Annotated in this window: 20 protein-coding genes; 14 read left to right on the top strand and 6 right to left on the bottom strand. The window is 47.8% G+C overall.

Features of this window, described 5'->3' with window-relative positions; genetic code table 11:
- Positions 1 to 18 precede the first annotated feature (18 nt).
- Positions 19 to 801 carry a hypothetical protein gene (locus BFC18_RS01550; protein WP_070123427.1) on the bottom strand — a complete coding sequence of 261 codons (783 nt, stop codon included), beginning with the start codon at positions 799 to 801 and terminating at the stop codon, positions 19 to 21.
- 208 nt (positions 802 to 1009) lie between these two features.
- Between BFC18_RS01550 and BFC18_RS01555 the strand changes: the two genes are divergently transcribed.
- The 3 genes from BFC18_RS01555 (at position 1010) to BFC18_RS01565 (ending at position 5469) form a co-directional block, all read left to right on the top strand.
- A complete protein-coding gene (locus tag BFC18_RS01555) occupies positions 1010 to 2905 on the top strand; it encodes a M1 family metallopeptidase (RefSeq protein WP_083272859.1) in 1896 nt (631 codons plus the stop codon).
- 186 nt (positions 2906 to 3091) lie between these two features.
- Complete coding sequence (locus tag BFC18_RS01560) at positions 3092 to 3703, top strand: Yip1 family protein (RefSeq protein WP_070123428.1); 612 nt, start codon at positions 3092 to 3094, stop codon at positions 3701 to 3703.
- A gap of 197 nt (positions 3704 to 3900) precedes the next feature.
- A complete protein-coding gene (locus BFC18_RS01565; RefSeq protein WP_070123429.1) occupies positions 3901 to 5469 on the top strand; it encodes an alpha-N-arabinofuranosidase in 1569 nt (522 codons plus the stop codon).
- Between the two features lie 49 nt (positions 5470 to 5518).
- On the opposite strand, the gene BFC18_RS01570 is transcribed toward BFC18_RS01565, so the two are convergent.
- Positions 5519 to 6397: a LysR family transcriptional regulator gene (locus BFC18_RS01570; RefSeq protein WP_070123430.1), complete on the bottom strand. Its 879-nt coding sequence runs from the start codon at positions 6395 to 6397 to the stop codon at positions 5519 to 5521.
- Positions 6398 to 6574: 177 nt separating this feature from the next.
- Between BFC18_RS01570 and BFC18_RS01575 the strand changes: the two genes are divergently transcribed.
- Positions 6575 to 7252 (top strand): haloacid dehalogenase type II, encoded by a 678-nt coding sequence (locus BFC18_RS01575; RefSeq protein WP_070123498.1) that lies wholly within the window; start codon positions 6575 to 6577, stop codon positions 7250 to 7252.
- Between the two features lie 64 nt (positions 7253 to 7316).
- Here the strand turns inward: BFC18_RS01575 and BFC18_RS01580 are convergent, their stop codons facing one another.
- Positions 7317 to 8372, bottom strand: a complete 1056-nt coding sequence (locus tag BFC18_RS01580; protein ID WP_070123431.1) for a porin — start codon at positions 8370 to 8372, stop codon at positions 7317 to 7319.
- A gap of 36 nt (positions 8373 to 8408) precedes the next feature.
- The gene (locus BFC18_RS01585) at positions 8409 to 9383 is read right to left on the bottom strand and encodes a TRAP transporter substrate-binding protein (RefSeq protein ID WP_070123499.1); all 975 of its coding nucleotides are present in this window, start codon (positions 9381 to 9383) and stop codon (positions 8409 to 8411) included.
- A 238-nt stretch (positions 9384 to 9621) separates the two neighbouring features.
- On the opposite strand from BFC18_RS01585, the gene BFC18_RS01590 reads away from it, so the two are divergent.
- From BFC18_RS01590 to BFC18_RS01610, 5 genes are all read left to right on the top strand, one after another.
- Positions 9622 to 11448, top strand: a complete 1827-nt coding sequence (locus tag BFC18_RS01590) for a sensor histidine kinase (protein WP_070123432.1) — start codon at positions 9622 to 9624, stop codon at positions 11446 to 11448.
- A 14-nt stretch (positions 11449 to 11462) separates the two neighbouring features.
- Entirely contained in the window at positions 11463 to 12794 is a 1332-nt protein-coding gene (locus BFC18_RS01595; protein ID WP_070123500.1) for a sigma-54-dependent transcriptional regulator, read from the top strand.
- A gap of 211 nt (positions 12795 to 13005) precedes the next feature.
- A complete protein-coding gene (locus BFC18_RS01600) occupies positions 13006 to 13536 on the top strand; it encodes a TRAP transporter small permease (RefSeq protein WP_070123433.1) in 531 nt (176 codons plus the stop codon).
- Positions 13536 to 14918 carry a TRAP transporter large permease gene (locus tag BFC18_RS01605; protein WP_070123434.1) on the top strand — a complete coding sequence of 461 codons (1383 nt, stop codon included), beginning with the start codon at positions 13536 to 13538 and terminating at the stop codon, positions 14916 to 14918. The genes BFC18_RS01600 and BFC18_RS01605 overlap by 1 nt, the downstream gene beginning before the upstream one ends.
- A gap of 59 nt (positions 14919 to 14977) precedes the next feature.
- The gene (locus BFC18_RS01610; protein WP_070123435.1) at positions 14978 to 16675 is read left to right on the top strand and encodes an NAD-dependent malic enzyme; all 1698 of its coding nucleotides are present in this window, start codon (positions 14978 to 14980) and stop codon (positions 16673 to 16675) included.
- 88 nt (positions 16676 to 16763) lie between these two features.
- On the opposite strand, the gene BFC18_RS01615 is transcribed toward BFC18_RS01610, so the two are convergent.
- Positions 16764 to 17210, bottom strand: coding sequence for a RidA family protein (locus tag BFC18_RS01615; protein WP_211481003.1), 447 nt, complete (start codon positions 17208 to 17210; stop codon positions 16764 to 16766).
- Positions 17211 to 17264: 54 nt separating this feature from the next.
- A complete protein-coding gene (locus BFC18_RS01620; protein ID WP_070123436.1) occupies positions 17265 to 17732 on the bottom strand; it encodes a nuclear transport factor 2 family protein in 468 nt (155 codons plus the stop codon).
- Positions 17733 to 18036: 304 nt separating this feature from the next.
- Between BFC18_RS01620 and BFC18_RS21995 the strand changes: the two genes are divergently transcribed.
- The 5 genes from BFC18_RS21995 to BFC18_RS01645 all read left to right on the top strand — a co-directional run bounded on the left by BFC18_RS21995 (position 18037) and on the right by BFC18_RS01645 (position 25529).
- Positions 18037 to 18561 carry a prepilin-type N-terminal cleavage/methylation domain-containing protein gene (locus tag BFC18_RS21995; RefSeq protein ID WP_070123437.1) on the top strand — a complete coding sequence of 175 codons (525 nt, stop codon included), beginning with the start codon at positions 18037 to 18039 and terminating at the stop codon, positions 18559 to 18561.
- A 133-nt stretch (positions 18562 to 18694) separates the two neighbouring features.
- Entirely contained in the window at positions 18695 to 20818 is a 2124-nt protein-coding gene (locus BFC18_RS01630; RefSeq protein WP_070123438.1) for a TonB-dependent siderophore receptor, read from the top strand.
- Positions 20819 to 21272: 454 nt separating this feature from the next.
- Positions 21273 to 22424, top strand: coding sequence for a helix-turn-helix domain-containing protein (locus tag BFC18_RS01635; protein ID WP_070123439.1), 1152 nt, complete (start codon positions 21273 to 21275; stop codon positions 22422 to 22424).
- 62 nt (positions 22425 to 22486) lie between these two features.
- On the top strand, positions 22487 to 24067 hold the full coding sequence (locus BFC18_RS01640) for a tryptophan halogenase family protein (RefSeq protein ID WP_070123440.1): 1581 nt from the start codon (positions 22487 to 22489) through the stop codon (positions 24065 to 24067).
- The gene (locus BFC18_RS01645) at positions 24057 to 25529 is read left to right on the top strand and encodes a tryptophan halogenase family protein (protein ID WP_070123441.1); all 1473 of its coding nucleotides are present in this window, start codon (positions 24057 to 24059) and stop codon (positions 25527 to 25529) included. Before BFC18_RS01640 ends, BFC18_RS01645 begins: the two co-directional genes overlap by 11 nt.
- The last annotated feature ends 129 nt before the right edge of the window (positions 25530 to 25658 follow it).

A 25658-nucleotide genomic window follows, 5' to 3' on the forward strand; every position in this document is an offset into this window, starting at 1 on the left:
CATGTTCCTTGTAAAAAATTAGTCTTTATTGAAAAGATCTTTGAGTTTGTCTTTGCCTTTTTCCATCAGCTTTTCTTTCTCTTCATCGATCTTTTCCTGTACTTTTTCTTTGGCTTTATCAGCCAGTACTTTTTTCGCTTCAGCTTTTGCTTGCTTGATAGCGTTGTCCAACATTTGTTGCACAATAGCAGCACCTACCTGGTCTGCTGGAAGTCCGTCAGGCTGGCCTATAGAACCCGCGTTGAACGTTGGCAACGTAACCTCATACGCTTTCTTGTCGATTTGCAACTCGCCGGTGTTTAATTGCTCAAAGTTCAGCATCAGTTTGGCATTGCTCACCGTCACTTTATCTACAATCAGCTTAGGGCTTGCACCTGAGCTTTCGCTAGGTTGTTCATTGCCTTGAGGCAGGTTGGCCATCAGGTTATTTTTTAGCGCCAGCAAATTACCCTCACCAGCCGCATTGACTTCATACAGAATTTCCGGTGCGTTGATGGTAATTTCTTGAATGCGATAAGGTTCTTCAGTTGCACCAGCTAAATCCAGTGTTACGCCTTCCAGGCTGAACGCATCTTCATCGCTAAACCCATCGGGGTTTTCCACATCAATATCAGTAATGGTCATACGGCCTTCGGTGAAGGACAAATCAACCGCGCTTACTGTTACCGGCGTATCAAGGTATTTACTTCCCTGCGACTCTATTTGCGCTCGAATAAAGTCGTTTGCGCCACTCGCCAGATAAACCACTGCGCCAGCAATAACCACGACTACCAGCAACAAAATAACCAGAACTTTCTTCATAACTTGCTCCCTGAAACGATGAATGAAGTCGTTACGTATTGCGCCTGCAGACGTGATGCTTTTTCACACTACTGCTTTTGAACGCCTGCCACCACCGATTTACGGCGTTTGGGTTTTCCACGCGACGACTGCCTGCTATTGTGTACGTCACCCGGGTTAAACAGATGACTTTCCCGGCCCAGACTAATTTGAAGAGTGAAGGAAATCAATGAATAAACTCTCATTGGTGCTCGTATCAGCACCCTTGTTGTTCGCCTGTTCTCAGCCGGCAGAAAACAACAAACCTACGACAGAAAAACCAGCAGTTGCGGCTGAAAAACCAGCCTCGATTGTTTCAGGAACCGACTATCATTCACTGTCCAACCCGGATGAAGTGCGCGTTACTCACCTTGAACTCGATCTCTCCGCCGATTTCGATAAGCATCAATTGATTGGTTCAGTGACGCTGGACTTCGACCGCATAAAAGACGGTGCTGATACTCTGGTTGTTGATACCCGCGATCTGGATATCAAACAGGTGACTGCAGAAGGTAAGCCGGTTGAATTTAAACTGGCTGCCGAAGATGAGAACCTGGGTTCCGCGCTGTCGATTTCGTTACCCGACGCCGCTTCCTCAGTGACTATTGAATACTCCACCTCTGAAGACGCTTCCGGCGTTCAGTGGCTGACGCCAGCACAGACACAAGGCAAAGAACATCCGTTCCTGTTCACTCAGGCACAGGCTATTCATGCCCGTAGTTTTATCCCGTTGCAAGACTCTCCGCAGGTTCGGGTGACCTACAGCGCACATATCAAAACGCCGGAAGATCTGCTGGCAGTAATGAGTGCATCTAACGACCCTGACACCGCCCGTGATGGCGATTACAGCTTCGACATGCCACAACCAATCCCTTCTTACCTGATTGCACTGGCTATCGGTCACCTGGAATTTAAAGCCATGGGTGAACGGACCGGTGTTTATGCCGAACCTGAAATTCTGGATGCGGCAGCAGCAGAATTTGAAGATACTGAAAGCATGCTGGAACTGACCGAGAAAACCTACGGTCCGTACAGCTGGGATCGCTATGATTTATTGATCCTGCCGCCCTCGTTCCCGTTCGGTGGCATGGAAAACCCTCGTCTTTCATTCATCACGCCAACCGTTATTGCTGGTGATAAGAGCCTGGTTTCATTAATCGCCCACGAGCTGGCACATAGCTGGTCGGGTAATACGGTAACCAATGCTACTTGGCGGGATTTGTGGCTAAACGAAGGTTTCACCACTTATCTGACCTACCGCATTATGGAAATGCTGTACGGTACAGACCGCTTCAATATGGAAGCCGTGCTGGGTTACCAAAGCCTGGAAGCAGATATTGCCGCCTTGCCTGAAAACGATCAAATCCTCGCCATTGACCTGCGTGGTCGCGGTGCAGACGACGTGTTCAGCGATATTCCTTACGAAAAAGGGGCGCTGTTCCTGCGCGAGCTGGAACAGAAAGTGGGACGTGAGAACTTCGATGCGTTCCTTATGAGCTACTTCAAAAAATTCAGCTTCCAGAGCATTACCACCGATACCTTCCTGACTTACCTGGATGAAACGCTGCTGAAGCAGTATCCGGAAAAATTAAGCAAAGAACGTATCAATGCGTGGGTGTTTGAGCCGGGTCTGCCTGAAGGCGCACCTAAGCCTGAGTCTGACGCCTTCGATAAAGTCGATGCATCTCGCACTGCATGGCTAAACGGTAAAGAAGCGGCCGCAGACATCGATACATCCGCATGGACCACCCATGAGTGGCTGTATTTCCTCAACAACATGCCGTCGTCGTTGTCTGACGAACAGTTGGCTGAACTAGACAGTGCCTTTGGCCTAACCGAAAGCCACAACAACGAAATCGCGCATAGCTGGCTGATGATTGCAGTGCAGAACGAATACAAGCCTGCTTATAACCGTTTACATGATTATCTGGTTTCCATCGGCCGCAATAAGTTGGTGAGACCACTTTATCGTGAATTGGTGAAAACACCGGAAGGTAAAGCATTTGCGAAGCAAGCGTTTGAAGAAGCGAAGCCCGGTTATCACCCGATGACCGTGCGCGCTAATGAAGGTTTCTTCGAAGACTAACCGATACGAAGTTTTAATCCACAATGCAAATAGCAGCCTTTGGGCTGCTATTTTTTTGCCCTCAACGGGGCTTTATTCCATAAAGCTACTACAGCCCACTTGCTTATATGTTAAAAGTTATAGCCAAATGTTTATTTTATGTTAATAATGAAAGTGTTCGTTCTTTGACCAGCAGGAGTGTTGTTTATGAGCAATCACATTTGGGGTTTGATCCATCACCCGGATAAAGAGTGGCGTTCTATTAACGAAGAGCATGAAACAGTAAGTCATCTGTATACACACCATGTGCTCTGGTACGCATTAATTCCCGTCGTCTGTTCGTATATCGGCACTACCCGCGTAGGCTGGACGTTCGGTGGCGAAGAAGTATTTCAGGTTTCACCAACTAGCGGATTAATCTTAGGCGTAGCCTTTTACGGATTAATCCTATTAGCAGTCGCTGCAGTGGGGAGCGTTATCCATTGGATGGCACGGCGATACCCAGAGCGCCCATCACGAGCAGAATGCATCGTATTTGCCGGCTATACCGCCACACCACTGTTTTTAAGCGGCGTGTTTGCCGTCTATCCGGTGTTCTGGCTTTGTGTGGCTGCAGTATGTGCGGGCGTAGTTTACACCGCCTTTTTACTCTACACTGGAACACCAAGTTTCCTTGGCATTAACGACAAAGAAGGATTCATTCTTTCCACTTCCACCTTGTGTATGGGTGTGTTGATTCTCGAAGTCCTACTTATTGTTGCTGTGGCGTTGTGGAGCATGGGTTCAGAGCACAGCATCATGTGGTATTTCTTCGGTTAAAGGTAACCTCTTGGTATTCTGAATATCTGCATTTAATTTTTCTTCGGAAGCGGGCTGTGGCCCGCTTCTTCAATTTAAAAACCCGCCAATATCTTATCCTTATTTATGACATCGATATCAATAAAGTGTAAAATTTTTGTTTAAAGGTGGTATCGTACGGTTAAATAATAGCCTTTCATATACTTCAGGAGGAAACGATGAAATTTAAACTTTCGCTTATCATAATTGCGGGATTATTCTGCTCAACAGCTGCAGCTGATGAACTGCACGGTACTGTGAGCCCAAATGATATCGATGTCGTCATTTCTAAAAACCTTTACGGACAATTTGCAGAGCATCTGGGCAACAGTATTTATGAAGGTATCTGGGTGGGAAGAGATTCAGATATCCCGAATACCCGAGGGATCCGTAACGATGTAGTCGCTGCGCTGAAGGAAATCAAAGTACCCGTAGTACGCTGGCCGGGCGGTTGCTTCGCCGATGAGTACGACTGGCGTGATGGAATTGGCGATCCCCAAACCCGTCCCATGAGGAAAAACAATTGGTGGGGCGGCACACCGGAGCCCAATAGTTTTGGCACACATGAATTCTTCGATTTTGCCGAGCAAATCGGCGCAGACGCTTATGTGTCGGTAAACGTTGCCTCTTCAACGCCTATGGCCATGCGGGAATGGATTGAATACATGACATCCACCGGTAACGATGACCTTGCACAGGAGCGTAGGAAAAACGGACGCGATGCGCCGTTCGACCTGAAGTATGTGGGAATTGGCAACGAAAGCTGGGGCTGTGGAGGTTTCATGACAGCGGAATACTATGCCAACCGGTATCGCCGTTTTGCGTCGTTCTTTCACAAGAATGGTAGCAATTTCCATATGAATAACGACAACAAAGCGATAAGGGTTGCCTCCGGCGCGAATAACCTCGATACCAACTGGACAGACACGGTAATGACCAGCGCAGGCAATGTAATGGACGCCATATCTCTGCATTTTTACACTTTGCATACAGGAAACTGGCCTGAGCGGGACAAAGCTGCAGCAACGGGATTTAACGACACTCAGTGGAATGGCATTCTATATCAGGCTTCCCGTATGGAAGATGTTCTGGAGCAGCATGAGGCTGTGATGGACCGTATCGATCCGGAAAAGCGCATTAGCTTATATGTAGACGAATGGGGCACCTGGTACGCACCCGAAAAAGGCACCAATCCCGCATTTCTGTATCAGCAAAATACACTGCGCGATGCGCTGGTCGCTGGCATTACATTTAATATTTTCCACCAGCATGCAGATCGTGTGGGCATGGCGAACATTGCTCAAGCAGTTAATGTGTTGCAAGCCATGATCCTCACAGATGGCGCAGATATGGCAAAAACGCCTACTTTTTATGCATTCAGAATGTTCACGCCATTTCAGGAGTCGACGCGCCTGGATACCAACTTTATCTCACCGATGATTAGCAGCGAAGAGGGCGACTATCCCGCTATAACCTTATCTGCAGCAACGACAACAAAAAATGAAACGGTGATAGGGCTGACCAATGCATCACTCTTTGATCCTCATACCATTACACTGTCGCTGAAAGACATTGAAGGAACCTCGGTAAGTGGCGAAATTCTCACCCATAGTAAGCTGGACGCCCACAATCGACCGGGCGAGCAGGAGCAAATAGCCCCCGCAGTATTTGACGGCGCAAAAATAAAAGGAAACAAGCTCACTATTGAACTGCCGGCAAAATCAGTGGTGGTGCTCAAAGTGAGATAGTTAAGCCAGAAACACACCATCAGGCAGAAGTGCTGTACTTCTGCCTTTTTTATTGGGCAAACAGGGATTTCATAAACGCGAAAAATACTTCGGTTTTACGGGTGGTGAGGCTATTTTGCGGTTTTAGAAACCACACCGGCGCATCATCATCGGCTAACACGCCAGGCAAAACCTCTACAAGCTTGCCACTTTCCAGCTCTTCCCTGATCGCAATGAACGACTTGATACCCAAACCATGACCAGCAAGCACCGCCTGCGTCATGTTGTCAGAGTTAGACACCGTAAAACGGGCATCAGTATGAAAGGTTACCACCTTATTAGCTTCGCGCATTTTTAACTGGCGCTGCCAGGGCAGTACTACCCAACGGTGCTGGCGTAATGCTGTTAAGTTTTCAGGCGTGCCGAAGCGTTCAAGGTAACCGGGGGAAGCGCACAATAAGCGGTGGTTGCTCACTAATTTACGCCCCAGCAATCCGGAGTCTGGCAGCTTGCCCACCCGAATAGCGACATCCTGTTTATCTTCCACCACATTAACGAACTGATCGTTTACCAGGAATTCCAGTTTGAGATCAGGATACTGTTGCTCGAATGTCATTAATGCCGGCAATACAAATTTGGAAAACACCCAAGGAGGCATGGTGACTCGTAACACGCCGCTCACTGAAGAGCGTCTGGCGCCAATCTGAAATTCTGCGTCCCGAAGTGCTTCAAGAATAGTGCTAACCTGTTGATAAAAAACTTCACCCTCGGGCGACAACTTCAGCTTTCGACTGTCACGGAATACCAATACCGTTGATAACGCTTGTTCTAACTTACTCAGGCGTAAACTAACGGTAGCAGGGGATACTTTTAGCATTTGCGCAGCGGCATTAATCCCCCGGTTCTCCACTACCGCAATATAGGTTTCAAGATCGCTTAGGTTGTACATGACATCATTTAAGAAACTTAAACACAGGTTTCAATATCCGACACTTCATTTAAAAAATCAAAACAAATAAGATCAACTCATCATTTAGAACGTAGGTAATTTATGAATTTTCGAAATCTGTGTTTGACCGCGATAGTCCTTATCGCTACCGGACTGAATAATGTGGAGGCTGAAACCATGCCCGTGAAACCGAAAGTCATTGTATTTGACGTTAATGAAACCCTGCTCGACCTGGAAAATATGCGTGAATCCGTGGGCGAAGCATTGAACGGCCAGGAAGAACTGTTACCGTTATGGTTTTCCACCATGTTGCACTATTCCTTAGTTTCAACCGTTTCGGGCGAATATCAGGATTTCGGTAAAATTGGTGTCGCAGCACTGATGATGGTTGCGCAGAATAACAATATCGATATTACTGAAGAGCAAGCCAAAGAAGCCATTGTTACACCGCTCCTCAGCCTGCCGCCTCATGCCGATGTAAAATCCGGATTAACTGAGCTGAAGAAGCAGGGCTTCAAGCTGGTCAGCCTGACAAACTCATCCAATTACGGTGTTAAAACGCAGTTTGAGAACGCGCAGTTAACGGATTTTTTTGAAGCCAGATACAGCATCGAAGATATTCAAATTTACAAACCCGACCTACGCGCTTATGAGTGGGCTCTTGCCAAACTCGGCGTGAAACCCGAAGAGGCCCTGATGGTGGCCGCCCACGGTTGGGATGTCGCCGGTGCAAAAGCCGCCGGTATGCAAACCGCATTTGTCGCCAGACCAGGCAAAGCCTTGTATCCGTTAGCACAAAAGCCAGATTACATCGTGAAGGATTTGGGTGAACTGGTTGAAAAGCTGAGTCAGTAAATAAAAAACCCACCTTCTCAGGTGGGTTTTTGCTTAAGTGTTGAGGAATGTGTGTGTTGTTCGATTAGAAATCGAAACGGGCACCAGCCTGAACCTGAGTGAAGTCTTTACCTGATGCGGTAGTCGGTGCACGGCCTTCGTCGTTATTGAAGGCTTCAACCGCTGTCCACATACGGAAACGTTTGCTGAAGTGGTGAGCGTATTCCACTTTTACGGCTTTAACATCTCCCGATACATCACAGGCATCCAGCGCATATTTTGCGTGGATCTGGTGAGGACCAGTGCGGTAGCTGGCGTAAATCGCAGAACTGGTGCGCGACTCAGTGCGGCACGGATTCAGGGCGTTTTTATTACCTTCAAATTCTGCATCGCGCAAACGCACGGTACCGGTAAGGCTGCCGCCGTAGATATCATACTGATCGTCAGCGTAGTGATGAAATGCTGACAAGGTAATTTTATCCGTTACGTTCCACCAGCCGCGTATACCGTAAAGATTTCCTTTGTTATCGCCACGGTTGTCTTTCGACCACGCCACCTGAAGTTTTACCGGGCCATCAGTGTACTGGCCGCCCAACTGATACTGATCCAGTGAGTCACCATCCTGACCTTCCATCATTACACTCGCACCGAAGGAGAACTTCCCTTCGTTGTAGTAGTACTGCAGCAAGTCATCATCACGAACCGATCCCTGACGGATAGTATCCAGGCCGTCGGAGAAATAAGAAGTACGCAGGTACTTGTGGAACACATTGGTTTGCGATCCAAAGTACACTTCACCGAAGTTACCTTTCAGACCAATGAAAGCCAGACGAAGCGTAGGGCCTTTGTTCTGGACGAAATCAACAATATTCTCTTCACGAATACCGTATTCCACCACGCCCACAGCAGTCAGGCCCGGACTGACTTCGCCGCTAACTTTCACGCCAATTCGGCTAAGAAAGTCACGACCGTTCGCGCCATCATCTTCTACACCGGCGTCGATATAGTCGGCACCGAGGCGAATAGAGCCGTACACATCAACATTGGGTACGTAGGCATCTGGAATGGCGGCGGCAGTTACATTGGCTGCTGAAAATAAGCCAGCACTCATTAAGGCAAGTTTCAGTGTGCTATTTTTCATAATTAATCTTCTTATTTGCTACGACGGTTGTAGGAATTATTCGTTGCTAGCTTCAGCGGCTTGAATAACGTCTTTACCAACTTGTCTTTCGAATTTTTTCCATACTGGTTTCATCGCAGCTACCCATGCCTGGCGCTGTGCGTCTGTCAGATCGATGATTTCAGTAACGCCTGATTCAGCGATTAACTGACGGTCTTCGTCTGCTTTCTTTTTAGAGATAGCGTTGCCGTAAGCAATGGCATCGTCCATCGCACGTTTAATTTCAGTGCGCAGGTCATCTGGCAGGGTCATCCAGAACTCTGCAGAAGTCACAACCATGTAGTCCAGTACACCGTGGTTAGATGCAGTGATGTAAGGCTGAACTTCGTAGAACTTCTTCGAGTAAGTGTTTGACCAAGTGTTTTCCTGACCGTCGATAGCGCGGGTTTGCAGCAGGGTAAATACTTCAGAGAACGGCTTTTTCAGTGGAATCGCATCTACTTGTTCAAACTGCGCCTGCAGTACGTCAGAAGTCATGATGCGGAATTTCTTACCGGCGATTTGATCAGGGGTAACGATTTTCTCGTTAGAAGACAGTTGCTTCATACCATTGTGCAGGTAACCTAAACCTACCAGGCCGCGCTTTTTCAGTGAACCCAGCAGTTCCTGACCGGTTTCGCTTTGCTGGAAACGGTCTACCGCGTCGATATCTTTAAACAGGAACGGCAGATCGAAAACCTGCAGTTTCTTAGTGAAGCTCTGGAACTTAGACAGTGAAGGTGCAGCCATTTGCACGTCACCTAAAAGCATCGCTTCCAGAACTTTGTTATCGTTGAATAACTGTGAGTTAGGGTAAACGCTGACTTTTACTTTCCCTGGCATACGTTCTTCAACAAGCTCCTTAAATTTTTCAGCCATCAGTCCCTTTGGCGTATTTTCTGCTACAACGTGTGAAAACTTAATTTCAACCGGACGGGCTATACTGGTTACCGGTGTAAGGGCAGCGGCAGTCAGCAAGAGTGAAGCGATCATTTTGTTAAACATTTATCTATTTCCTTTAACGCTCAGAAGGTTTTCGTTATATGTTTTAATTACTGGTTAAAATAAAACTGGCAATTAACCGAAATGAAATGATTCATTTACAACACTCTATAGGCACAGCGTGTGCCAACTTGATTTAAATCAAGTAAAACAGTGAGATACACATACTATCACCCTTGACCAATCCCTCTATGAGTGGATTGTGAAACATAGATAAACGGGAAATGGGTTGAAACTGACACATCGCGATATTGAAGCACTTCTGGTTGCTAACATTAACAGGCGCAATCTCATCATTATGGGTGTGGTTGCCCTTTCACTGGCCCTCAGCGGATTCTGGTTATATTCCGCCGAACGCCAGCGAGACCTGCTGAACACGCAAACTAACCGTATACAGCGGGAAGTCTATCTTTGGAGTAGCCACTTTCAGGGTTTGCCACAGGTTATTGGCCAATATCCTATTGTTCGGGAGTTACTCACGGCGCCCGATCAGAAAAAACAGGATGCGGCTAATTTCTTTCTTCTGCAGTTAACCGACACCCTGGGCGTGAATTTTGCCTACGTCTTCGATGAAAACGGCACGGTACTGGCGGCCAGCAATTTCTATAACGAATTAAACTTTATTGATGACGACTACAGCTTCCGGCCTTATGTACTAAGCGCCATTAAAGGTGACAACGGGAGCTTTATGGCGGTGGGAATAAAAACCCGCAAACGGGGCTTTTATTTTTCTGCCCCCGTGAGAGAGAACGGCAATATCATCGGTGGTGTGGCACTGAAGGTAAATATCGATTTCTTGTCTACTATACAGGTAGAAAAAACCACCGACTTACTGTTCCTCGATGAGAAAAATATCGTTTTCTATTCTGGGTCAGGGCGCTTTGAAGAAAAAGGGTTATCAAGGCTTAGCGATGAAGATATAACGCAGCTTGATTATGAACAGCGATTTAACGACAAACCTATCGAGGTTATCCGTAATCAACCGGTTTTAAATACCGGTTTAAGTGAAAGCATGCTACTGAAGTCAGGTAAAACACAGGCCTATTATAGTGGATACAAATTACCCATTCCGGGGCTGTCTTGGTCGGTGATGAGTATTTCCGACTATAAATACCGCATTCTATTTGTCGCCCAGATGACCGGCCTGACCATGCTGACCTACTTCGCCATCGCGGCTTTTTTAATGGTGTACCGCGGACGACGACGTCATCACCAGGAAATTGCTGCGCTGAATAATTCACTGGAGATCAGGGTTCAGCAGCTGGCTGCAAACCTTACCCGTAAAAATGAAGAGCTGGAGCTATCGCTTGATCACTATAAACGCACCCAGACCGAACTGGAGAACACCCAGTCTGAACTGATTCAAACCGCCAAACTGGCGGTATTGGGTGAAATGGCCGCAGGGATAAATCACGAACTTAACCAGCCGCTACAAGCGCTCATCGCCTATTCTCAGAATGGTAAGAAGTTTATTGAGCGGGATAAAATTGAGCTGGCAGAGAAAAATTTAGAAGAAATCGCCAACATTGCCGCTACGATGGCAGAAACCGTAGCCAAATTTAAAATTTTTTCCCGCCGCGCCAAGCCAGATAGCCGCAAAGCGTTCATTGGCGAAATTCTGGATAACGTATCGGCGATCATCATGCCGCAAATTCAGAAACAACAGATTGATTACCAGATCGATAATCAAGCCACTGACCAGGTGATAAACTGCGAGCCCGTAATGATTGGTCAGGTTTTGGTTAATCTGATATCGAATGCGGCGCAAGCATTGGAAGATACGCCTGATGCACGCATTGATGTTAACATTTCAGACTGTGACGAATGGATGCTGATCACGGTTACCGACAATGGGCCAGGTATGGACAGCGATGTAATGGCAAACCTGTTCGAACCTTTTTTTACCACCAAAGAGAAAGGTCTCGGTTTAGGATTAACCATATCGAGGCGTATTGTTGAATCACAAAATGGTACCCTTACTGTAAAAGCGGTAGAGCCAAACGGCACCGCCTTTACCATCACACTTCTCAAAGAGCTGCATGGAGATAATACGTGAGTGCGTTAAAAGTAATGATTGTTGACGATGAAAAGCACGTTCGTGAATCACTTCAACAAACACTTACCCTGGAAGACTTTGATATTGAAGCCTGCGAAAGCGCGCAGGAAGCACTGAAAATTATTGAAGCGAACTGGGAAGGCATTGTCATCACCGACATTAACATGCCACACATGAATGGCGTGGAGTTACTTGAGCGCATTCAGGCCATCGACAGCGATATTCCGGTGATTGTGCTGACCGGTCACGGCAATGTGTCACTGGCCGTAGAAGCCATGAGACTGGGCGCTTACGATTTTCTTGAGAAGCCATTTTCTGTCGACATTCTACTGGAAACAGTTCACCGGGCAGTGGAAAAGCGCACTTTGACCCTGGAAAACCGCAGTCTACGCCGGGAACTGGAAGCGTCAGAGTTACCTGGCCCGCGAATTATTGGCCGCAGTCCCGGCGTGGTAAAAATGCGGACGTTGCTGGATAAGGTGAAAGACACCCCGGCAGACGTACTCATTAACGGCGAAACCGGCACCGGTAAAGAGTTGGTCGCCCGCTATCTTCACCATCATAGTAAACGACGCCAGAAGCCTTTCGTTGCCATTAACTGTGGCGCGCTACCTGAAACAATCATCGAAAGTGAGCTGTTCGGGCACGAACCTGGCGCATTCACCGGCGCGAATAAGAAGCGTGTTGGGAAATTTGAGTACGCCAACGGCGGCACCTTGATGCTGGATGAAATCGAGAGCATGCCACTGAACCTGCAAACCAAACTTTTGCGGGTGCTGGAAGAACGTAAAGTCGAGCCGCTGGGTTCGAATAAGCAAATTCCGCTGGATATCCGTATTATTGCGGCTACCAAAGAGGATTTACGTGAGCTTTCCGACAAAGGTGAGTTCCGTTCTGACCTGTATTATCGTCTGAACGTGATTCAGGTAGACATTCCTGCCCTACGCAACCGCAAATCCGACATTCCGTTGTTGTTCGAACACTTCATGGCCATGGCCGCATACCGTTATGGTGCGGAGATGCCGAGCCTTTCTGAAGCCCATGCCCATGCGCTACAGAACAACGACTGGCAAGGTAACGTGCGTGAACTCCGTAACGTAGCAGATTGCTTCACTCTGCTCGGTGAATCCCGGGCGTTCGGTGAAATGGCAGACAGCAGCGATTTCTCTGGTGGGCTTTTAACGCTTACCGAACAAATGGACCATTTTGAAGAATCCGTGATCCGAAACTCCCTCAATAGCCATAATGGTGTACTTAAAGATGTTCAAGCCAGTCTCGGTATTGGACGTAAAACCTTGTACGAAAAGATGAAAAAATTCGACATCGATAAAAGCCAGTTCAAGTAACATCTCTCAAACATTGCGCCGGGTCGCCGGCTCAACGCATGTACCGACAACCACACATTTGCCTTTTTAAACGTGTGGTTGTCCACCCATTTCCATTGTTCAATTTTCACCCTCCAAAATAAAGTCCATATTTTTCATTGCGTTAACATCATTTAACATTCTGGCATCCTCTTTGCCATAGAAGGTTACGTTTCGTTAATGAGATAACAACATGAGGCAATTTATAAACAAAGCGGAAGATGCACTCATCGGCATCCTGCTTGTACTGACAACATTGTTGGTGTTTATCGAAGTCGTATTACGATTCGGCTTTGACACAGGTTTACACTGGTCGCAGGAAGTGACTTCCATTTTAGTGGGTTGGATGGTTCTGCTAGGTGCCTCATGGGCGCTGCGTGAACGTGCTCACATCGGCGTTGATTTCCTGCTGGAAAAATTCTCTGAAAAAGTTCGCCCCTGGATAGTCGCTATCGGCTGTCTAGCGAGCCTGACTTACTGCGTATTGATTGGCTACGGCGGCTACGTGTACTTAAGCAAGATGAAATTAATTGGACTGGAGCTCGACGACTTGCCGGTACCAAAGTGGATTGCCTTCTCAGTCATGGTAATCGGCTTCGTGTTGCTGGGTTACCGTATTCTGGAAATCCTGTTCAACATCATCCGCGGTAAGGAAGACACCTTCCATGTGCATCAAGCTAATGATGTCAGTAAAGCATTCGACGAATCTGAGGAGATGAAGTAATGACTGCCCTCGCCCTGTTTGCCTGTTTATTTATTTTTATGTTCATTGGCGTACCTGTTGCGATTTCGCTGGGTTTATCGTCACTACTCACTATTTTATTTTTCACTAACGATTCACTGGCCTCTGTGGCCCTGAAGATGTTTGAGTCGGTTTCCGAGCACTACACACTGCTTGCTATCCCGTTCTTCATTTTATCTTCATCATTTCTTTCAACCGGTGGTGTGGCCCGTCGTCTTATCGACTTCGCCATCGCTTCTGTTGGCCATGTTCGCGGTGGTCTGGCAATGGCATCGGTTCTGGCCTGTATGCTGTTTGCTGCGGTATCCGGTTCTTCACCAGCAACGGTAGCGGCTATCGGTTCAATCGTACTGGTGGGTATGGCGCGTAGCGGTTATCCGCTGGATTTCGCCGCCGGTACCATTTCTACCGCTGGTACGCTGGGTATTCTTATTCCACCTTCTATCGTAATGCTGGTGTACGCGTCTGCCACTGAAGTCTCTGCAGCTCGTATGTTCGAAGCCGGTGTTATTCCTGGTCTGTTGATGGGCCTGAGCCTGATGGTGGTTATTTACATCGTAGCGATTAAAAAGAACCTGCCTTCTCAGCCGTTCCCAGGTGTTCGCACGCTAATGAGCACCGGTGCCCGTGCCATGGGTGGATTAATGCTCATCATCCTGGTACTGGGTTCTATCTATGGCGGTGTTGCTAGTCCAACTGAAGCCGCTGCGGTTGCTGCCGTGTACGCTTACCTGGTGTGCGTATGGGTTTACCGTGATGTAGGCCCGTTGAAAGGCGTGAAGTGGCGCAACGAAGGTGAAAACCTGGGCGTAGCCCTGGTGCGCAACATTATCGCTCTGCCGGTTGCCATCGTGAAATCTGCGTTCGATCAGGAAGTGGGCAAGATGATTAAAGAATCAGCCCGTGTAAGTGTGGTTCTGCTGTTCGTTATTGCCAACGCGATGCTGTTCGCTTACGTACTGACCACCGAGCAAATTCCTCACGGTATCGCCTCTACATTGGTTGAATGGGGTCTGCCAGCCTGGGTGTTCCTGATTTTAGTGAACATTCTGCTGCTGGTTGCCGGTAACTTCATGGAGCCAAGTGCGATCATCATGATCATGGCGCCTATTCTGTTTCCGATTGCCATGCAGCTGGGTATCGACCCGATCCACTTCGGTATCATCATGGTGGTGAACATGGAGCTGGGCATGCTAACACCGCCGGTGGGTCTGAACCTGTTCGTAACGTCAGGTATCACCGGCAAGAGCATGCTGTGGACCATCAAGGCCTGTGCGCCATGGTTAGGTCTGATGCTTATCTTCCTGGCCATGATCACCTACATTCCGGCCATCTCACTCTTCCTGCCTGAGATGCTGCACTGATAAATCGTTAATGGGGGTCTTTTGACCCCCTTCTCGTCACTCATTCTGTTGGAAATATCATGACTACCAAATCAAACAGTAAAAAACGACTGTTTACCCATTACGCGGGTTTTAATCTGCTGGAAATCCCGTTGCTGAACAAGGGCACGGCGTTTTCTGAAAAAGAGCGTTGGGACTTCAACCTCACCGGTCTTATCCCGCCCCGTTTCGAGTCGATTGAAGAACAGACACGTCGGGCCTACATGCAATACTCCAGTTTCAGCGACCCGATTAACAAGCATATTTACTTGCGTGCTATTCAGGATCGTAACGAAACCTTGTTTTACTCGCTGCTGAACCAGTATTTGGACGAGATGATGCCTATCATCTACACGCCTACCGTGGGCGCAGCCTGTGAGCGCTTCTCTGATATTTACCGTCACAACCGTGGTTTGTTCCTCGCCTATCGCGACAAAGACCGCCTGGACGAAGTACTGCGCAATGCGCCAAAACGAAACGTAAAAGTGATTGTTATCACCGACGGCGAACGCATTCTTGGCCTTGGCGATCAGGGTATTGGCGGTATGGGCATTCCTATCGGTAAGCTTTCGCTGTACACCGCCTGTGGTGGTATCAGCCCGGCTTACACACTGCCTATCACGCTGGACGTGGGCACCAATAACCAGAAGCTGCTGGACGACCCCTTCTACATGGGTAATCGCCATGAGCGTATCGATCAGGCATCCTATGACGAGTTCGTGGATCTGGCGATGAAAGCCATTGCCCGTCGCTGGCCCGACGCATTGATACAGTTCGAAGATTTTGCACAGCCAAACGCCATGCCACTGCTGAAACGTTACCGTGACAGCTATCGCTGTTTCAACGACGACATTCAAGGCACTGCATCTGTGGCGCTGGGCACACTGATTGCCGCCTGTTACCGTAAAGAAGAAATTCTGCAGAACCAGCGCGTAGTGATCACCGGGGCCGGAAGTGCTGGTTGTGGTATTGCAGAGCAAATCATCAGCTACATGGTGTCGAACGGCTTAAGCGAAGAAGAAGCCCGGGATCGCATCTACATGGTAGACCGTTTTGGTCTTGTTACCGAATCCACCCCTGACTTACGTGACTTCCAGTTGCCCTTGGCGCGGAAAGAAGCAAGTCTTACCGAGTGGAGCTATAGCGGCGAATACCCAACGCTGCTGGATGTCATCAACTGTGCTAAGCCCACCATTCTGATTGGGGTTTCTGGTCAGCCTAACTTGTTCCCTGAGCAAGTTATTCATGCCATGAGCACAGTGAACGAACGCCCTATCATCTTCCCACTGAGCAACCCGGTTTCTCAGGTAGAGGCCACGCCAGAAAACATCTACGAATGGTCTGAAGGGCGCGCCATTGTCGCCACCGGCAGTCCGTTCGCAGCAGTAGAATATGATGGTGAGAAACGCACAGTAAGTCAGTGTAACAACGCTTACATTTTTCCGGGCATTGGTTTGGGTGTGGTGTCTGCACGCATTAACCGTATCTCTGATGAAATGCTGTTAACCGCTGCCGATACGTTGGCAGAGTGGTCCAACCGCACAATTAAGGATAAGTCAGCACTGCTGCCGCCATTAACGGAGCTGCAAGCACTGAGTAAAGAAATGGCATTTAATGTGGCGAAAGTCGCACAGATGCAGAACCTGTGTTCGCCTATTTCCGATGATGACTTGCGTGCTGCCATCGAAGCCAACTTCTGGAAGCCGGAGTACCGGGAGTACTTGCGCACTACGCCGTAGCTGAATAATTAGCAAGCTTGATGTGTGAGTTGGGCCCCAACCCTCAGCTCACACATCGTTTTGTTGTCTTAGCGGGTATCTTTCGCTGTTATCCTTTTGCTGGCATATACGCCAGGCATTCCAACTCCACAAGTGCATTTGCAGGTAAACCGTCGGAACCAAAGGCGCTGCGAGCTGGCAGTCGATCAGGTTCAAAGAAAGAAACGTAAATCTTGTTGAACGCAGCCCAGTTTGCCATGTCGTCAATCATCACTGTGCACTTAAACACATCAGCACTGGTCAGATTAAAGTCAGACAGCGTCGAGGACAGGTTCGCCATCAATTGCGTCATCTGTGTGTTGAAGTCATCAGAAAATCCGCCTTTTCCCATTCCAAGCAAACCAGAAATATACAAAGTATTATCTACCTGAACCGCTTTTGAATAAGCCGCCCCTGACGATTTAGGGAAGTAAACAGGGCCGGAGGCAGCAAATACAGAAATAGAAGTGGTACATAGAAAAAATGCTGCAAAAATAGTTTTGAAAACTTGTTTCACGATTATCCTTAATTATAGTTGTTGAAGGTCAATCCCTAATCTAAAGGAAAAATCTCAATCAGGCATCATTAATCCTTCATCCCAACCGTAGTCGTAAATATGGATAGACTGACCCACCAGCTTCCACTCATTGTTGAAGCGCTCCAGTAAGCGGATTTCATAGGAATAAGTTTTATCGCCATCAGAGGCTGTGGCTACTTCATGATGGCTTACCCACGCAGAATCGCCCACCACGCTAAAGCGATAATCTGAATGCTCAAACGTGCCTCCCTGTCCTGCCGCACCCGGTGGTGGTGAAACCATTATTTGTGGAGGAATATCTCTGACGGTACCATTCACTTCCGACACTAGAATTCGGCTATAGGGTTGAATATTCCAGCACTCGGCATGCGCCTCTAAATCGCCTTGTCGCCAACTCGTCGACTCCTTTTCAAGTAAAGCAATTATTTCTGCTTCATCAGTGGTATAGCTTCCATAGGCCGTTGTGCTAAAAACTAAAAGTACAGCAATCACAAACTTCATTGTTCGTCTCCCACTTTATTAACAATTAATTAAAAAATAGCGAGAACCATGCACTTTGTCACTATTAATTCGATTAAAATTCCGTCATCAACCTGCAGATATTCCAGTCTATTTTGCCTGTTCGCTTCAGGTTTCCCGCGCTGCAGCCGTTAATAATGAAGAATGCTTAACTACTAATCGGGTAAAAAGCAGGCTAACTGAGTATGTGTAAACATAACCACACAGTGCTGGGTTTGTTTTAAACTGAACGGGTTAAATAGATGTGTTCAGGGAAACTTTTCGAGAGAAGGTAATGAATTCGGCGATGACGAAGCAATCAGGTTTCACCCTTATCGAACTTATTCTGGTGATCATCCTGCTGGGTGTGTTGTCTGTGACAGCACTGCCACGATTTGTCGATCTTTCGAGTGAAGCCAATGCTGCCGTACTGAAAACAATGGCAGGCACCCTTCGCTCAACCGCTAACATTGCTCATACCAAAGCCATTATTGCCCGTCGAAATGGCGGCTTTACCAATGGATTTGATTTTGACGGCGTGTACTTCGATAAAGGCTACCCTCTTGGCACATCCTTTGGAGACAGTGACGGCGTGCCTGAAATTCTGGAACTGGTTGAATACGGCTCCAACGATTTTACCATCGCTGAAAACTTCAACGGCCAGTCTATTAGTGGCGAACTGACCCGGGAAATGTATATCACCACCAGAAACCGCATGGCCAGTGGTGCGGGGCACACGCAAATTGCAGCAAGCGGATGCTACGTGTCTTACGAAACATATGTTGATGCTTACAAAGCACCTGAAATTATTGTGGATTTGTCGGGTTGCTGATCCCTCAGCTCAAATAACCATTACGCTGTAGTTGCTACTTCACTGAAACAAGTGCAATTTCGCGCTTGTTTCGCCCTATGTGATGTTATAACATCTTTCACCGTTCATTCCCTGCCTAAGATAAAATTACTACATGAAGAAGCAGTTTTTACTTTCATTACTCGCCGTATCAACCAGCGTAGCGGCGCAACAAAACACTTCACAGCACACTTCACAGAAAAGCGATGACATCGAGCACGTTGAAGTAAAAAAGCACTATCAACCCTATCGCGGTAACGTGCCGCTTATCGACACACCACAGGCAATCGACCGCATAAGCGCGGAAACACTGAATAATGAAGGTATTACCCGATTTCTCGACGCACTGGATTTTAGCCCCACTATCGTTCGCCAAAACGCTTCGGGTGGTTTGTTTGATAGTTTTGCCGTGCGCGGTTTTTCTGGTGATGAGAACAACCCTACTGGCTACCTAATCAACGGTTTTAATATCCGCGGCTACAGCGGCAATCGCAGCACGGTTAATATTCAAACTATCGAAGTGATGAAAGGCCCTGGCTCTGCGTTATACGGCCAGGGAGAACCCGGCGGCACGATTAACGTGATCACGAAAAAGCCGCAGTTTGAAGAACAAGGTTACGTGCAAGGCACCGTTGGAAATTACAATAAAAAGCAAATTGAGTTCGATTACACCAATGCGCTTAACAACGATATGGCGTTCCGCCTGAACGGTTCATATGAAGATTCGGACACCTACAGAGACCATGTATTCTTCAAGAATCTGAACATTAATCCGTCTTTCATCTGGAATATCTCTGAAGCCACCAGCATGAGCTATCAGATGGAAATTCTCGACCAGGAAAAGCCACTGGATCGTGGCGTTTTTGTACTTAACGGCGACTTTGATGCCGTTGAACCTGAAAGCTTCTACGGTGACATCCGTGACGGCGCTCATGAAGTGAAAGCGTTTGGCCACCAGTTGGTACTCAATCATGAACTGAATCCCGATTGGCATCTGCTGAGTGGTTTCGCATTCCGTGACTCTTCGATGAAAGGTCAGTCTTCTGATACCGAGCTGTCTAGCGGTCGTCAGCTGCTATTTACTGATCCGAATATTTTATCGAGACAACGCCGCACCCGGGATTACGAAGCACAGGATTTATCTCTGAGGTTGGAGCTAAGCGGCGAGTTCAGTACCGGTAGCTTAGTGAACAATGTGCTGTTCGGACTGGATTACTACAATTACGATATCGACACAGACTATCGCAGATGGCGAACGGCCTGGGGCGCTGGCGATACCACTTACAGCATTGATCCGAACAACCCGGATTACACTATTTTCCGGCCAGAAGTATCTCCCACCACCCTTACGGCTGAAGAGCAGCAAGGTCTTGGTTTTTATGCACAAGACTTAATTGAACTCAGCGACAGAGCCACCTTATTGGTAGGTTTCCGCGTGGATAAGTTCGAGCAGGAAATCACTAACTTCCTCGCTGAAACGCCAGAGCCGCAGAAGCAGGATCAAACCGCGGTTACCCCACGTTTTGGCTTTACCTACGAAGTTACCGAAAATCTGAATGTGTATACCAGCTATGCTGAAGGTTTCCGTCCGAATCCAGGTCTGGATTCCGACAGAAATGCCTTCGACCCGGAAGAAACCACGTCTTATGAAGTGGGGGCAAAGTGGGAAAATATCGCCGACATGTTTTCCGGTAGTCTGGCAATCTTCAACGCCGAAAAAACTAACATGCTAACGGCAGAACCGAATACGGGTTTCTCCGCCACCTTGGGTGAAGTTGAAAGTCAGGGCGTCGAGTTCCAGATGACAACCGATTTAACGGCGTCCACTCGTATTGATGTGTCCTACGCGTATACCGACGCCAAAACCGCAAACGAAGTGAACAATCTGGACTGGCAAGTGCCGATCCCGAAAGGTTCGCGATTGATAAACATTGCGAAGCACTCGGGCTTTATCTCGCTGAACCACTATACCGAAGTCATGGCGAAAGACGCGTTTGTGGGTGTAACAGTGCGTTACGTGGGCGACCGCCTTGGACAAACCACCGATCCAGACTACATTCTGCCGTCTTACACACTGGTTAATTTGTCAGGTTCGGTGAACCTCACCAATCAGTTATCGGTGAAGCTTGATGTGAACAACCTGTTTGATGAGGAATATTTCGAGAACTCTTATCATGCATTATGGACCATGCCAGGCTCGCCAGTGAACTATAGCGTAAGCGTGAAATATCAGTTCTAATGCACTCAAAATAGCTTAGAAATTGGGCCGGTGATGTTGCCAAAAACGTCACTGGCCCGCATACGCCCTCACCGACAAACACATTAAATGCAACATAATTGTAACTTTTATAGCCGCCCTCATTATTCTCTCCTCTTACCGTAACTCACTGATACGATTGCATTTGCAGATTTAAGGTTCGCTTCATTCTGCGCCTAAACGCTTATCCGAACGTTCTGATCCCGGTACGAACTTGTAACCAACTGAATTCTCGTTTTTTATTCACCTGGCAAGACGTTGGTACAACTGACAGGGGCATAAGTCTGAAAGCAGGGAAACTACTCGCCACATCGCGCAACCGAACGTTCGGTTAAACGCCTGAAGGCACTTTTATCGATTGATTTAGTAACAGGCACTCGTTACTATTCCCATGACTTATTAACAATATTATTACAACAGTCATAATCAGAGAGTCATGGATAAAACGCTCTTCAACCTGCATGATTTGGTGCTTCTCCTTATCGCTTTCGAATGTCTGGCGGTAGCGATTTACATTGGATTTAATCGCGCCAAAGGCAGCTTCCCTACCAGTTTGCTAATTGTATTTTTTGTTGTGCACGCCTGTATTGCACTGCATGAACTTGTGCTTTGGGGAAGCTCAGTGAGGTATTGGGTACTTGAATCTTCACCAAACTACTTTTTCACGCTTAACTTTGCATATTTGCTCGATGGCCCGTTGCTGTTTCTTTTTGCATGCGCCATCACACAACAGAAATTTACGTTGCAGCGATGGCACAGTGCGTTGCTATTACCAGTGCTGATATTTGGAATATTTATCTATCTGCATTTTTACGCTCTGCCCCACGAGACCAAGGTCACACTGATCAGAAATTACAGTTTTGCCGACTTTGATTACGTATTTGTGGACTTAATCGCCAAAATCGCCCGGGTCGGCTTTAGTCTTTACGCCGTGGCATTGGTAAGCAGGGCCGATGAGCAAGTAAAAGAGCGATTTAATATTCCAGCCTGGCTACCAAAAGTGTTGATTGTACTTGCGGGCATTATGGCTTGGGAAACCATGCTAAGCGGTATCAAGGTGTATCACGCTATGTACGGGTTCCCCTACTACGAACTGGTGGAGTTCATTGGGCTGGCATCGTATTACATGCAGTTCGTGTTGTTCAACGCTGTAATTTTTATGGCGGCGTCTCATTTCCTGAGAACACAGCCAATAAAAGTAAAAACCGTAAATAAAGAGCCGGTGAGTGAAGCCGTTATTGAACGCCTTGAAAACACCATGGAAACGGAGCGGCCCTATCTGAACCAGAATCTCTCTTTTGAGCGACTGGCAGAGAAGCTAGATATTCCGGTGAAGGAACTTTCAAACGCCATAAACCGGCACTACGAAGTGAATTTTTACGAGTTCATCAACAATTATCGCATCCAGGAAGCCCGCAGGATGCTTGAAGATCCGGCAGAAAATGACAAAAGCATCACCAATATTTTTTACGATGCCGGATTCAACAGTAAGTCGGTATACAACACGCTGTTTAAGAAAAAATTTAATAAAACGCCGAGTCAGTACCGCAGTGAATGCAAACTCAGGCTGGCCAGGCAAAGTGCATAGCTAAGGAGTAAGTGTAACTGAATCACTCCCCTGACACTGTGCAGCAGTTTTAGGGAAGTAAGATGCAGGACACCACCCAAATTAAGTCGGTTGTTATTGTTGGCGGAGGCAGTGCAGGCTGGCTTACCGCCGCGTTGTTAGCCGCTCAACACAGCGCCGACATACACATTACGCTCGTTGAATCTCCCGATGTTCCCTTACTCGGTGTTGGCGAAGGTACCTGGCCCACGATGCGCGGTACCTTACAGAAAATCGGCATCGACGAGGTCACTTTTCTTAACGCGTGTCACGCTTCGTTCAAACAGGGAACGCACTTTCATCAGTGGCGTACGGGCAACAGTAACGACGAGTATTACCATCCTTTCAGCCTGCCTTTTAATTACTTTGACACCGATTGCGCAGCATGGTGGCAGCGAGAAGCGAGCCAGTCCAGTTTCGCCCATGCGGTTACCACCCAAAGTACGGTTTGCGATCACTTTCTGGCGCCCAAGCAGGTAGAAACGCCGCCTTTTGCCGGCGTATTGAATTACGGCTATCACCTGGATGCCAGCCAATTTGCACACTTACTGAAAACTCACGCCGTTTCAAAATTGGGTGTCACCCATGTTGTTGATCATGTCGAGCGCGTTATTGCTGCGCCAGGCAACGCCATACAGGGACTGACGTTGAAATCTGGCAAACAGATTAAAGGCGATTTATTTGTAGACTGCAGTGGCTTTTCAGCACGACTAATTGGCGAGCATTTCGGCGAACCGCTTTTATCTTGCAAGGCGCAACTGCCTAACGATAGCGCCGTCGCTTTGCAATGCGCCTATACACAAAGCGACACAGAGATCCCATCGGTCACCCGCTCTACGGCACAAGCAAACGGCTGGATTTGGGACATTGCGCTAACAAACCGGCGCGGCGTTGGGCATGTTTTTAGTAGTGAATACAGCGCTGAAGATGACGCCATAAATGCGCTGCAACAATACATTTTAGCGAATAGCGCTTTAGCACCTAAATCAAGAGATGACATTGCGCAACAAGCCCGCCTGTTTCGCTTTCAACCTGGCTATCGCCAGCGCCCCTGGATACAAAACTGCATTGCTATTGGTACCGCTTCGGGCTTTCTTGAGCCCCTTGAAGCCTCTGCGCTGGTCATGACAGAGTTAGCCGCCTCGCACCTTGCTGAAAGTCTTCCCCGATACCACTATCAATTGCCAGCCGCAGCGCGACAATTTAATCGGGAATTCAGTACTAAATGGGCGCGTATAGTTGACTTTCTCAAGCTGCATTATGTGTTAAGCGAACGCAGAGACAGCGACTATTGGCGAAAAGTAACCCGCATGAGTGATTGCTCAGAACAGCTGTACGACTGGCTGACGTTATGGAAAACCCGTTCGCCCAGTGCTGCTGACTTTAGCTTTCGAGAGGAAATATTTCCTGCAGCCAGTTACCTCTATGTACTTTATGGCATGGGATTTCCAACGGATTTCCAGCATTCTGCCAGCGTCCTTCAACATCGCCAACCACAAGCCTTTAAACAACAAGAGCAGCATAAATTGCTACAACAGCATCTGGCCGGGTTGCCAGGCAACCGGGCACTTCTCAGTCAGTTAGCACAAATTGCAGTAACTTCAGGTAAACACCATGAACAATAATAAGAAACAGCGCGTTGTTATCGCCGGCGGAGGCACGGCAGGCTGGATGGCAGCAGCAGCCCTTTCTCGCTTATTACATAATCGGGTAGACGTCACCCTGATAGAAAGCAGTGACATCGGTACAGTTGGTGTGGGCGAAGCCACCATTCCAACGCTAACGTTCTTTCATCGCCTGCTGAAAATTGACGAAAAAGCCTTTATGGCCGCCACCAATGCCACCTTCAAACTTGGGATCAATTTTGAAAACTGGAAAACCACCAGCGACGCCTATTTGCATGCCTTTGGCGCAACCGGAAAAGATTGCTGGGCAGCCGGATTCCAACATTTCTGGACAAGAGGGAGGCAACTGGGCCTAAGCGATGACTTCGGCGCATACTGTTTAGAGCGTGTGGCTGCAGAACAGGGAAAATTTGCGCATTTACCTCAAAACGGCCTTAACTACGCCTATCACTTAGATGCCAGTAAATACGCGATGTTCTTACGCAACCTCGCCGAGCAAGCTGGGATCAGACGCATTGATGCCCGAATTGAACAAGTCGCAACGCGAAAAGACAATGGCTACATCCGCCACCTGCAATTGGATAATGGAGAAAAAATAGAAGGGGATTTATTCATTGATTGCACCGGGTTTCGTGGCTTACTAATTGAAGAAACCCTGCACACCGGCTATGAAGACTGGTCGCATTGGTTGCTTTGCGACAGTGCCGTTGCCGTGCAAACTGAAAGTGTTAGCTTACCGCTGCCCTATACCCGCAGTATCGCCCATGAAGATGGCTGGCAATGGCGCATACCACTACAAACACGGGTGGGTAACGGCTTAGTATTTTGTAGTAAGTATCTTTCTGAGCGAGATGCGATCACGCGGCTTACCGACAATATTGAAGGCGCGCCTCTTAACTCGCCCCGGGTCATTAAGTTCCGGCCTGGCAGACGCACAAAACAATGGAACCGTAATTGCGTATCGTTAGGCCTAGCCAGTGGTTTTATCGAGCCCCTCGAATCGACCAGCATTCACCTTATTCAGCAGGGTATTGTGCGGCTTCTCAGAATGTTTCCCCACGACGAAATCAGGCCAGCCATTGTGGATGAATTTAACCGCCAAAGTGTGGATGAAATTGAGCATATTCGCGATTTTATTATTCTTCACTATCACGTGACCGCGCGAACTGATTCGGCATTCTGGCGACATTGCCGACACATGGATATACCGGAAACGCTTGCTCAGCGCCTACAAATTTTCCGAGAAAGCGGTCAAATCCACCGCAAAGCCAATGAGTTATTCGATGATTCCTGGCAACAAGTAATGATTGGTCAGGGTTTATTACCCGAGGGCTATCATCCCATTGCAGATATGATGAGCGAACAGGAACTCAAGGAATTTCTTAGTCATATCAAAGGGAACGTTGACCGCACAGTCAGCCAACTCCCTCCTCACCATGTGTATTTAAAGACCCGGGCTTAGCAACATTGAAAAAAGAACGTTCTATTCCCTGATCAGAACGTTCGTATTCGCGGATTTTTCACCATTAAAACGACTTATTTTTTGCGCAAGCGTACTCTCCGCCATGCTTTTCAAAAATGTTAATGAAAG

It is taken from the genome of Alteromonas confluentis, assembly GCF_001757105.1.
Lineage (GTDB): Bacteria > Pseudomonadota > Gammaproteobacteria > Enterobacterales > Alteromonadaceae > Alteromonas > Alteromonas confluentis.